This window comes from Methyloversatilis sp. NSM2 (assembly GCF_038066675.1).
GTDB classification, from domain to species: domain Bacteria; phylum Pseudomonadota; class Gammaproteobacteria; order Burkholderiales; family Rhodocyclaceae; genus Methyloversatilis; species Methyloversatilis discipulorum_A.
Genome location: NZ_JBBUKV010000001.1, coordinates 473,187 through 484,398 on the forward strand (window position 1 = coordinate 473,187; position 11,212 = coordinate 484,398).

At 67.7% G+C, this 11,212-nt stretch carries 9 protein-coding genes; 5 read left to right on the forward strand and 4 right to left on the reverse strand.

Annotation, left to right across the window (positions count from 1 at the left end; all coding sequences use genetic code 11):
* The first annotated feature begins 203 nt into the window (after positions 1 to 203).
* A complete protein-coding gene (locus WJU27_RS02185; protein WP_019917638.1) occupies positions 204 to 542 on the forward strand; it encodes a P-II family nitrogen regulator in 339 nt (112 codons plus the stop codon).
* A 22-nt stretch (positions 543 to 564) separates the two neighbouring features.
* On the opposite strand, the gene WJU27_RS02190 is transcribed toward WJU27_RS02185, so the two are convergent.
* Both WJU27_RS02190 and trxB read right to left on the reverse strand, forming a co-directional pair.
* The gene (locus WJU27_RS02190; RefSeq protein WP_020165190.1) at positions 565 to 1,143 is read right to left on the reverse strand and encodes a Smr/MutS family protein; all 579 of its coding nucleotides are present in this window, start codon (positions 1,141 to 1,143) and stop codon (positions 565 to 567) included.
* A gap of 20 nt (positions 1,144 to 1,163) precedes the next feature.
* Entirely contained in the window at positions 1,164 to 2,120 is a 957-nt protein-coding gene (trxB, locus tag WJU27_RS02195; RefSeq protein WP_019917640.1) for a thioredoxin-disulfide reductase, read from the reverse strand.
* 350 nt (positions 2,121 to 2,470) lie between these two features.
* On the opposite strand from trxB, the gene WJU27_RS02200 reads away from it, so the two are divergent.
* The 4 genes from WJU27_RS02200 (at position 2,471) to WJU27_RS02215 (ending at position 7,549) form a co-directional block, all read left to right on the forward strand.
* Entirely contained in the window at positions 2,471 to 3,094 is a 624-nt protein-coding gene (locus WJU27_RS02200; RefSeq protein WP_019917642.1) for a Crp/Fnr family transcriptional regulator, read from the forward strand.
* A 198-nt stretch (positions 3,095 to 3,292) separates the two neighbouring features.
* On the forward strand, positions 3,293 to 5,524 hold the full coding sequence (locus tag WJU27_RS02205) for a DNA translocase FtsK (RefSeq protein ID WP_020165189.1): 2,232 nt from the start codon (positions 3,293 to 3,295) through the stop codon (positions 5,522 to 5,524).
* On the forward strand, positions 5,521 to 6,162 hold the full coding sequence (lolA, locus tag WJU27_RS02210) for an outer membrane lipoprotein chaperone LolA (RefSeq protein ID WP_029143764.1): 642 nt from the start codon (positions 5,521 to 5,523) through the stop codon (positions 6,160 to 6,162). Before WJU27_RS02205 ends, lolA begins: the two co-directional genes overlap by 4 nt.
* A gap of 40 nt (positions 6,163 to 6,202) precedes the next feature.
* Positions 6,203 to 7,549 carry a replication-associated recombination protein A gene (locus WJU27_RS02215; protein ID WP_341421616.1) on the forward strand — a complete coding sequence of 449 codons (1,347 nt, stop codon included), beginning with the start codon at positions 6,203 to 6,205 and terminating at the stop codon, positions 7,547 to 7,549.
* 117 nt (positions 7,550 to 7,666) lie between these two features.
* Here WJU27_RS02215 and WJU27_RS02220 read toward each other — a convergent pair whose 3' ends face one another.
* Positions 7,667 to 10,456 carry an AAA family ATPase gene (locus WJU27_RS02220; protein WP_020165186.1) on the reverse strand — a complete coding sequence of 930 codons (2,790 nt, stop codon included), beginning with the start codon at positions 10,454 to 10,456 and terminating at the stop codon, positions 7,667 to 7,669.
* A gap of 53 nt (positions 10,457 to 10,509) precedes the next feature.
* Positions 10,510 to 11,208: a hypothetical protein gene (locus WJU27_RS02225; RefSeq protein WP_341420998.1), complete on the reverse strand. Its 699-nt coding sequence runs from the start codon at positions 11,206 to 11,208 to the stop codon at positions 10,510 to 10,512.
* Positions 11,209 to 11,212 lie beyond the last annotated feature (4 nt).

Genomic DNA, 11,212 nt, shown 5'->3' on the forward strand with positions numbered 1-11,212 from the left:
CATTATGCCGTCGGCTTGTCAAAGGCATTCGTCATTGTCGGCCGCGGTGTTGCCTTTATCACTGAGTGCTGCAGATGTCCCTGTCGATGGGTCACCCGGCGGACGGGATCCGCGAACGACGCTGCGAGCCGCCGATTCCGGGGGGTGCCGACGGAAGGCTCATAAGCCTTTATACTTCGCGGCCTCACCGAGGAGACTCCCGCATGAAAAAGATCGAAGCAGTCATCAAGCCCTTCAAGCTCGACGAAGTTCGCGAAGGCCTGTCGGAAGTCGGCGTGACCGGCCTGACGGTGACTGAAGTCAAGGGTTTCGGCCGCCAGAAGGGCCATACCGAGCTGTATCGCGGCGCCGAATACGTCGTCGATTTCCTGCCCAAGATCAAGATCGAGGTCATCGTGGCCGACGAGACGGTCGAGCCGGCGGTCGAGGCCATCATCAAGGCGGCGCGCACCGGCAAGATCGGCGACGGCAAGATTTTCGTGATGCCGGTCGAACAGGTGGTGCGCATCCGTACCGGTGAATCGGGCGAAGCAGCGATCTGATTCCGCGCCGGCCGGCCGCCGCTCAGTCGCGGGCGGCCGGTTTCAGCAGCACCATCAGTGCCCCGGCCCCACCCTCGTGCGGCCGGGCCTGACAGAAGGCCAGCACTTCCGGGCGGTGCATCAACCAGCCCAGCACCAGTCCTTTCAGCACCGGCTCGCGGCCGGGCGACCCCAGCCCTTTTCCGTGGATCACCCGCACGCAGCGCATGCCGCGACGGTGTGCGTCGTGCAGGAATTCGACCACCAGGTCGTGTGCCGCGTCGCGCGTGGCGCCGTGCAGGTCTATCTGCCCCTGCGACACCCAGCGTCCGCGCCGCAGGTCGCGCAGCACCTGTCGCGTCAGCCCGGTGCGCAGGAAAGAGGGCTCCTCGCCGCCTTCCAGCCGCAGGTCGATCGACAGCGGTCCGCGCAGCGACTCGGCCAGCACCGACATGTCGTCCGCCTCGCGCTGCAGCGGCCAGGCGCGGGGCGGCGGCGTTTCGAGCAGTACGCGGTCAGTGGTGATCGGCTGTACGCCGACCACCGCCTGCCGGAACAGCGCGATGTCCTCTTCGCTGGGCAGTACCGGCGCCCTCGGGTGACGCCGCTTTTTCGACGACATGAAGTCGCGCGCTCACGGGTTCAGGCGAGGCCCAGACTGTCCAGATAGCGCTCGGCGTCGAGTGCCGCCATGCAGCCGGTGCCGGCGCTGGTGACCGCCTGGCGGTAGATGTGGTCCTGCACGTCGCCGGCGGCGAACACACCGGGAATGCTGGTCGCGGTGAAATTACCGTTACGACCGGCCTGGGTAACGATGTAGCCGCCTTCCATGTCGAGCTGGCCTTCGAACAGCTGGGTGTTCGGCTGGTGGCCGATGGCGATGAACACGCCGGCGAGCGCGACGTCCTCGGTCTTGCCGTCCAGCGTGGACTTGATGCGCATGCCGGTGACGCCGGTCTTGTCGCCCAGCACCTCGTCCAGCGTGCTGTGCCAGCGTATCGTCACCTTGCCCTGCTTCTCCTTCTCGAACAGCTTGTCCTGCAGGATCTTCTCCGACTTGAACTTGTCGCGACGGTGCACCACCGTCACATGGCGTGCAATGTTGGCCAGATACAGTGCCTCCTCGACCGCGGTATTGCCGCCGCCGATGACCGCCACGTCCTGGTTGCGGTAGAAGAAGCCGTCGCAGGTCGCGCAGGCCGACACGCCCTTGCCGGCGAACGCTTCTTCCGACGGCAGGCCGAGGTACTTGGCGCTGGCACCGGTGGCGATGATGAGCGCGTCGCAGGTGTACTCGCCGTTGTCGCCGACCAGGCGTATCGGCTTTTCCTTCAGGTGGGCGGTGTGGATGTGGTCGAACACCATTTCCGTCTCGAAGCGCTCGGCGTGGCGCTGGAAGCGGGCCATCAGGTCCGGGCCCTGCACCCCTTCGGCGTCGGCCGGCCAGTTGTCGACGTCGGTCGTGGTCATCAGCTGACCGCCCTGGGCCAGGCCGGTGATCAGCACCGGCTTCAGGTTGGCGCGGGCGGCGTAGACGGCGGCGGTGTAGCCGGCCGGCCCCGAGCCGAGGATGAGGAGACGGGAGTGACGTGCAGCCATGGCGGAAATCCGTTCGTTTTGTTGGGTGTGGAGGGTGGCGGAGGATTATAGCGATCAGTCTGGCGACTGCCTTCGGGCCTCAAGTTCCTGTGACCCAGGTCCGATACACATGACAGATATTGGGGCAGTTTGTTTCCTGCGTGAAAAACTACCTATAATCAGGGCCGCTTCAGTGTTTGTGGCTCAGAATGGCCGAACGGTCGCAGCGGCGCGACTTCGGCAATGACCACAGGCGCGACGATCCATTCAAAGCGGCGCAGCCTGTCCCCCCGTCCGGCATGCCCGTATCAGGAGGTCTTTTGATGGTAACGGCTCACCCCGTTTCAATTACCGCTCTGCGGACGTTTTCGATGTTCAGCGGTCTGCCCGACAGCAGCCTCGAACCGGTTGCCAAGGTCGCGAACATGCGGCGTGTGCCGCGCGGCTCGATAGTCGTGCGTGCCGGTGACAAGACGGATTTCGTATATCTGGTGCTTTCCGGCAGTCTCAAGGTGCTGGTCAGCGACGAGGAGGGCCGCGAGGTCATCCTGTCGATGCTGGGCCCGGGCGAACTGTTTGGCGAAATGGGGGTGCTCGACGACAACCCGCGCTCCGCCACCGTGGTGACCGTGGTGCCGAGCGACCTCATTGTGATCGCCAAGAGCGATTTCAAGCGCGTGCTGCAGGAGAACTTCGAAGTGTCGATGTTCATCATGCGCAATCTGGTGGCCCGTCTGCGCACCGCCGACCGCAAGATCGAAAGCCTGGCGCTGATGGACGTCTATGGCCGCGTTGCACGCCTGCTGCTCGAAATGGCGGACGACGTCAATGGCGAGAAGGTGGTGAACCGCAAGATTTCGAAGCAGGACATCGCCAAGATGATCGGCGCGTCGCGCGAAATGGTGTCGCGCGTAATGAAGGACCTGCACCTGCAGGGCCTGATCGAGGAAACCAACGGCAAGATCCTGCTGCGCGAGCGGCTCGAAACCGTCTGATTCCCGCAGCCGGTGGCTGCAGACGATTGAGCATACGGGCCGCAGATGCGGCCCGTATGCTTTTGCAGGCCGTCCGCCTGCGCGCCGGCTGACATCGTCATCCGCTTATATAATCCCGCTTTGTTTTTCCCGGCACCGCACCGTTTCCCCGTGGCGAAAGACGCTCAGCAACTTCCCCTTCCCGAACGCATCGCCGCCGTGCTGCACGAAGCACGCTGGCTCGTGCTGGCCGCGATCGCGCTCTACCTCGTCATGGTGCTCGGCGGTTACGACCGCGCCGATCCGGGCTGGTCGCACGCCTCGGTGGTCGAGCAGCTGCACAATCCGGGCGGCCGCTTCGGCGCCTGGCTGTCCGACCTCGCACTGTTCCTGTTCGGCCTGTCGGCCTGGTGGTGGGTCGTCATGCTGGTTGGCGGCTGCGTCTGGCTGTCGCGCAGCGCCGACCGCCGCGAGGACAGGCGACCGCTGTTCGTCGCGCTCGGCGGCTTCCTGCTGGTGCTGCTGGCGAGCTGCGCGCTCGAAGCCATCCGCTTCCACAGCATGGGTGCCGAACTGCCGGTCGGGCCCGGCGGCATGGTCGGCATCGAACTTGGACGGCTGATCGCTGGCGCTTTCGGTTTCACCGGCGGCACGCTGCTGCTGCTGGTGACGCTGGGCGTCGGCCTCAGCGCGATGACCGGCGTGACCTGGCTGCGTGCCGCCGAAACGGTCGGCCGCGCGCTTGAACTGGCGTGGTTCGCCAGCCTGAATGCCTGGGCGCGCTGGCGTGACCGTCGCGTCGGCCAGCAGGTGGCGGAGCAGCGCGAGGCGGTGGTCGAAGCCGAGCGACGCAAGCCGACGCGCCGGCGCGAACCGGTGCGCATCGAGGTGCCCGAGGTCGAAGTGCAGAAGTCGGAGCGGGTCGAGAAGGAGCGGCAGCAGACGCTGTTCGCCGACCTGCCGGGTTCGCTGCCACCGCTGGCGCTGCTCGACGAAGCCAAGGCCGACATCGACCCGCCCAGCCCGGAATCGCTGGAACTCATTTCGCGCCAGATCGAACGCAAGCTGGCCGACTTCAACGTCGAGGTGAAGGTGCTGGCCGCCTATCCGGGCCCGGTCATCACGCGCTACGAAATCGAGCCGGCGACCGGCGTCAAGGGCAGCCAGATCGTCAATCTGGTGAAGGATCTGGCGCGCGCGCTGTCGGTCATGAGCATCCGCGTGGTCGAGACGATTCCGGGCAAGAGCTGCATGGGCCTGGAAATCCCGAACACCCGGCGGCAGATCGTGCGACTGTCGGAAATCCTCGGGTCGGCGGTCTATCACGACATGGCCAGCCCGCTGACCATGGCGCTGGGCAAGGACATCGGCGGGCAGCCCATGGTGGCCGACCTCGCGCGCATGCCGCATGTGCTGGTCGCCGGTACCACTGGTTCAGGCAAGTCGGTCGCGATCAATGCAATGATCCTGTCGCTGCTGTACAAGGCGGATCCGAGCAAGGTGCGGCTCATCATGGTCGACCCGAAGATGCTGGAACTGTCGGTCTATGAGGGCATTCCGCACCTGCTGGCGCCGGTGGTGACCGACATGCGGCACGCCGCCAACGCGCTGAACTGGTGTGTCGGCGAGATGGACCGCCGTTACAAGCTGATGTCGGCGATGGGCGTGCGCAATCTGGCCGGCTACAACAGCAAGATCGCCGACGCGGAGAAGGCCGGCACGCCGCTGACCAATCCGTTCTCGATCACGCCGGAAACGCCGGAACCGTTGTCCACGATGCCGATGATCGTCGTCGTGATCGATGAACTGGCCGACCTGATGATGGTGGCCGGCAAGAAGATCGAGGAACTGATCGCACGGCTGGCACAGAAGGCGCGCGCGGCGGGCATCCACCTGATCCTGGCGACGCAGCGGCCGTCGGTCGATGTGATCACCGGCCTGATCAAGGCCAATGTACCGACGCGCATCGCCTTCCAGGTGTCGAGCAAGATCGATTCGCGCACCATCCTCGACCAGATGGGCGCCGAGGCGCTGCTGGGGCAGGGCGACATGCTCTACCTCGCACCGGGCACCGGCGTGCCGACGCGCGTGCACGGCGCCTTCGTCGCCGACGGCGAAGTGCACAAGGTGGTCGAGCACCTGAAGACCACCGGCGCGCCGGACTACGTCGAAGGCATCCTCAGCGGCAGCGGTGACGACGAGGGCGGCGAGCTCTCGCTCGACGGCGCCGGCGGCGGTGGTGCCGACGGTGAGTCGGACCCTTTGTACGACCAGGCGGTCGAAGTGGTTCTGAAGACCCGGCGACCGTCGATTTCGCTGGTGCAGCGCCATCTGCGCATCGGCTACAACCGCGCAGCGCGGCTGATCGAACAGATGGAACGGTCGGGTCTGGTGTCTCCGATGAATGCAACCGGCGGGCGTGAAGTGCTCGCACCCGCCCGCGAGGAATGACCATGACTTCAAGCTTCCGCGGCTGCATCGCCGCCGTCGCGCTGGCGCTGCCGCTGTCGGCCTTTGCCGCCGGCGCGATCGACCAGCTGCGCACCTTCGTCGAATCCACGCAGTCCGGCCGCGCCACCTTCGACCAGCAGGTCACGGCCAAGTCCGGCCGCAAGCCGCAGAACGCCAGCGGCACGATGGCTTTCTCGCGTCCGGGCAAGTTCCGCTGGACCTATGACAGGCCTTACTACCAGCTGCTGGTCGGCGACGGCGAAAAGCTGTGGGTGCACGACCGCGACCTGAACCAGGTGACGGTGAAGACGCTCGGCGACGCGCTGGCGTCTACGCCCGCCGCACTGCTGGCCGGCCGCAACGAACTGGAAAAGAACTTCGACCTCAGCGAAGGCGGCAGCGAGGACGGCCTGGACTGGGTCGACGCGAAGCCGAAGGCGAACGAGGGCGGTTTCGAGGCGGTGCGCATCGGCTTCAAGGACGGTCTGCTGCGCGGCATGGTGCTGCGCGACAGCTTCGGTCAGACGACGAAGCTGCGCTTCACCTCCTTCGAGCGCAACCCGGCCATCGATCCGGCGCAGTTCCGCTTCACGCCGCCGGCCGGTGCAGACGTCATCAGCGACGACGCGAAGAAGTGAAACCGGGCGTGGGCGATTCGCAGTGACTGACCTTTTCGGCATGCCGGACGAGCCGGCGCCACCCGCGCGCGCTGCCTCTGCCGCGACCGAGGCGCGTGCCTCGGCCAACGCGCCGCTGGCCGAACTGCTGCGCCCGAAAACGCCGGACGAGGTGATCGGCCAGCAGCACCTGCTCGGCCCGGGCAAGCCGCTGCGCCTCGCCTTCGAATCCGGCATCCCGCACTCGATGATCCTGTGGGGCCCACCCGGCGTCGGCAAGACCACGCTGGCGCGGCTGATGGCCAACGCCTTCGACGCCGAATTCACTGCGCTGTCGGCGGTGTTCTCCGGCGTGAAGGACATCCGCGAGGCGATGCAGCGCGCCGAGACGGTGGCCGCCAACACCGGGCGGCGCACCATTCTCTTCGTCGACGAGGTGCACCGCTTCAACAAGGCGCAGCAGGACGCCTTCCTGCCCTACGTCGAATCGGGTGTCGTCACCTTCATCGGCGCCACCACCGAGAACCCGAGTTTCGAGGTCAATTCCGCGTTGCTGTCGCGCGCTTCGGTCTATGTGCTGCAGAGCCTGACCGAGGACGAAATGGTGACGCTGTTCGAACGCGCGCGTGAAGCCGCACTCGGCGGCCTGAACTTCGACGAGGACGCGCGCACGCGGCTGATCGGCTTCGCCGACGGCGACGCCCGCAAGCTGCTGAACCTGCTCGAACAGCTGGGTACGGCCGCGCGTACGGCCAAGGTCGATCCGGTGACGGCCGCCTTCGTCGACAGCACCCTGTCGCGCAACTTGCGCCGCTTCGACAAAGGCGGTGACGCCTATTACGACCAGATATCGGCGCTGCACAAGTCGGTGCGCGGTTCCAATCCGGACGCGGCGCTGTACTGGTTCGTGCGCATGCTCGACGGTGGCGCCGATCCGCTCTACCTGGGCCGGCGCATCGTGCGCATGGCGGTCGAGGACATCGGTCTGGCCGACCCACGCGGCCTCGAAATTTCGCTGCAGGCCTGCCAGACCTACGAGCGCCTCGGTTCACCCGAAGGCGAACTGGCGCTGGCGCAGGCCGTCATCTTCCTCGCCTGCGCCGCCAAGTCGAATGCCGTGTACATGGCCTACAACGCGGCGCGCCGTTTCGTCGCCGAGGATGGTTCGCGACCGGTGCCGCTGCATCTGCGCAACGCACCGACCAAGCTGATGAAGAACATGGGCTTCGGCGCCGAGTACCGCTACGCGCACGACGAAGAGGGCGGCTACGCGGCCGGCGAGCGCTACCTGCCGGACGGCATGAAGGACGTGCAGTGGTACCAGCCGACCGACCGCGGCATGGAAGCCAAGATCGCCGAAAAGCTGAACTGGCTGCGCGAGCAGGACCGCAAGGCGCGCGGGGACTGATCGAGACGCCTGCCCCGTCGCGGCCAAGGCCGCTCCCACAGGGAGTGCTCCCGGTCCACGGCCGGAGCCGGATTTCTGTGGGAGGGGTCTTCCGACCCCGACAGCGGCGGTGGCGCGCTATTTCGCCCGCTTCAGCACGCCGATCGGCGGTGCCCAGCCTTCGCCCGGCGCCTTCTTGCTGGTGACCAGCGTGAGCTGGGCCGGCGCGAATACGTTGGCATTGTGGGTCACCGGGGTGGTGATCAGGTACTGCGCACGGGTGGCGCCCAGGAAGCGGCCGACGCGGTCGATGTTGGCGACGTCGAGGTGGGCGAAGGGTTCGTCGATGAACACGAAGCCGCCCGGTCGGGTGTCGTCCATCAGCAGCGCGATCAGCAGGATCAGCGACTTCATCACCTGCTGGCCGCCCGAGGCTTCGCCGTCGTTGAGGCCGACCGCGCCCTTGCGGTCGAAGTCGAAGCTCACGTCCAGCCCGGCCTGGGCCAGCGACAGGTCGTCGTTGTCGAGATGCGGCGTCGGGCAGTCGACGCCGACGCCGGCCAGGTCGCCGAGCGCGCGCAGGTTCTTCGCATACTGGCGGACGGTGGCGCGCAGCTTGGCGATGTAGGCCGAGCGCGCGTCGTCGGTCAGGCGGCGCGCGGTGGCGCAGTAGCCCTGGCGGGCGGCGTAGTCCTGCTCGCGCTTGGCCAGATCGTCACGCAGGCGCTCGCGCAGCGTCAGCGCCGACGGGTCGGTGATCCAGTCGCCACGTGCCAGCAGCTCGCGCAAGCGGCCCAGCTCGCGTCGTGCCGCGCGGGCGTCGCCGTAACGCTCGGCCAGCTGCGCCAGTTCCTGCGGGTCCAGCCAGTGCGCCGGCATGCCGCGGCGGCGCGCGCGCAGCTGCAGCAGGCGGCGTGCCTGCTCGTTGCGGCGCGGTGCCGACTCCTGCGTCAGTTCGCGCAAGCGGCGACCCGTGTCGTCGATTTCGCGGCGGCGGCGGTCGGATTCGACCTCGATGCCGCGCAGGTTCTCGTTCAGCCGTTCGACCTCGCGGCGGGCGGCATCGCGTGCCGCTTCGGCGGCTGCGCTGCGTTCGCGCGCGGCCGGCTGTGCCTGCGCAGCGGCGGCAAATTCGGCGCTGCGTTCGGCCAGCAGCGTGGCCGACTGCAGACCGAGGAGGCGGGCGCGCAGTGCCTTCAGCCGTTCGCGCGCGGCGTCGAGCTGCGGACTGAGTTCGCGCCGCTGGTTGTCGAGCGCGGCGATGTCGGCGCCGAGCTGGGCGATGCGTGCCTGGCGCGCCAGTTCGCCGAAGTGGAATTCGGCGGGCCGGCCGAGGTGGCGGGCGCCGCGGCGTTCCTTGTGATAGCCGTCGCGGGTGATCCATTCGGCGTCGCGCGGCAGAGTGCGCGCCGCCTCGGCGTCGTCGACACGCTGCATGCGGTTCAGCAGGTCGCACAGCCAGCGCGGCACCGGCGCGGCGAAGCGCACGACTTCGGCCAGCGAACCGGCACGCGGCGCGGCCGCGCTTTCGCGTTCGGCGACGATGAAGTGGCGGAAGCGCGCGCGTTCGCCCAGCGCCCACGCTGCATGGCGGTCGTCCTCGCGCTCCAGCAGGATGAGATGGCGGTAGGGCCGCAGCACGGCTTCGAGCGCGGCCTGCCAGGCGGTGTCGGTCACTTCGACCACGTCGGACAGCGCGCTGTGCGCGATGCCGGCTTCGTCCAGCCCGGCGCGGAATTCGCTGACTTCGCGGTCGCTCGGTGCGCCGCGGCGTTCGCGCGCGGCGCGCAGCGCCTCGGTCTTTTCTTCGAAGCGCAGCACCAGTGCGCGCTCGTCGGCGGCCAGCCGGGCAGCGGTCGATTCCGCCTCGGCGTGTTCGGCTTCCAGCGCCAGTGCATCGGCGCCGTGTTCGCTGGCGACGCGTTCGCGCAGCTTGCGCTCCTCGTCGAGCAGGCGCTCGATGTCGCGCAGCGCGTCGTGCGCGGCCAGCTGTTCGGTCTCGGTGGCCTTCTCGGCGGCGCGTGCGGCATCCAGCGCCGACTTTGCGGTGTCGCGCTCGCCCTTTACCGATTCCAGCCGCGCCGACACCGCGTCGTGCTCGACCTTCAGGCGACGCAGATCTTCGCGCAGCCGCGTCAGCCCGCTGCGTTCGCCCTCGATGTCGCGACTCAGTTCGGCCACTTCCAGCCGCGGCACGATTTCCGCCTCCAGCGCGTGCGCCTCGTCCGAATGCTGTTTCCATTCGAGGTAGTTGTCGGCTTCCATGCGCTTGGCTTCGGCCTGGGTACGCAAGCGGTCGAGGTCGAGGCCGATGCTCTCCAGTTCACGCTCGGCGCTCTTCTGTTCTTCGCGCGCGGCCTGGTAGTTGTCCAGCACCTCCTTGTCGCCGAACACGTCGAACACCAGGTCGAGCAGGGCGCGCGGCGAGTACTCGCACAGTTTGTCGGTGTCGCCCTGTTCGAGCGACAGCACCTTGGCGATGGCCGGCGTCAGGCCGCCCCAGGCGAGGCGGTTCTGGTAGTCGCGCAGGCCGGCCCAGTCGCTGCCGGCTTCCAGCTGTTCGATCGCCACATTGCCGTCGACGATGGCGTAGTCGCGCGTCCAGTCGCCGCCGGCGCGCTTGATGCGGCAGGCCAGCGTGACTTCGTCGTGGATGCAGGGGAAGAAGGGCCGCTTGCCGGTGCCGCCCGGCACATTGGCGACCACCGCGCGTATCCAGGCGAAGTCGCGGTCGGCGCGGCGGACGTAGCGGCGGAAGTCTCGCTTGCCGGAGCAGCGCAGCGCGAACAGCGTGCGCAGTGCGTCGAGCAGCGTGGTCTTGCCGGAGCCGTTGGGGCCGACGATGGTGATGATCTGGGCGTCGAGCGGCAGCGTGAAGCGGCGCCAGAAATCCCAGTGCACCAGTTCGAGTTGCTTGATGTGGAACATGGTCGTGGATCGTCAGCGCGCGTTGGGGGTTCGTCGGAACGGGGTCTGCATCATCATTCTTCGCCGTCCTCGTCGGCCTGCGCGTCCTGCGCCAGCTCGAAGGCGTTGGCCGCCGGAAGGCAATGACCGGCCTCGGCCAGCACGTCGGCCAGCGTGCCGTGGATGACGCGGTCGGCCAGGATGCGGTAGTCGAGCAGCACGTCGAGCAGCGGGCCTTCGAGCACCTGGCCGCCGCGCCGCTCGATGAAACCGAGGCGGGCCAGCTTGCCGAGCGCGAAATTGAGCTTGGTCTTGCCACCGAGGCGGTTGCCGAAGTCGGCCGCCAGCGACGCTTCGGACAGCGCGCCCGATACGGTCTCGCCGTGCTCGACCGGCGTTTCGGCGCCGAACATGTCGTCCTGCCCGTCGTCCTGCAGGCTGCGGCGGTTCACCTGACGCTCGCGCTTGGGCAGCACGATGAGCGCCCAGATCACCATCAGCCAGGCCAGTTCGTCGCGCGTCAGCCCGACGTTGGACGCCGCGTACTCGCGGCCCTGACCGAATACCGGCTCGCGCATGTCCTCGGACAGTCCGACCGCGATGTGTGCGGCATAGGGATTGTCGAGCAGCTGCAGGCCGACCGTGGCCAGCCGGTTGTCCAGCGCGTGGCGGAAGCGGTCGTCGACCAGCGCGCGTCGCGCCAGCACGTCGGAGCGCGGGATCGAGCGGTGCGCCAGCAGGCGGGCGGTGAGGGTGCGCAGTTCTGTTTCCATCGTC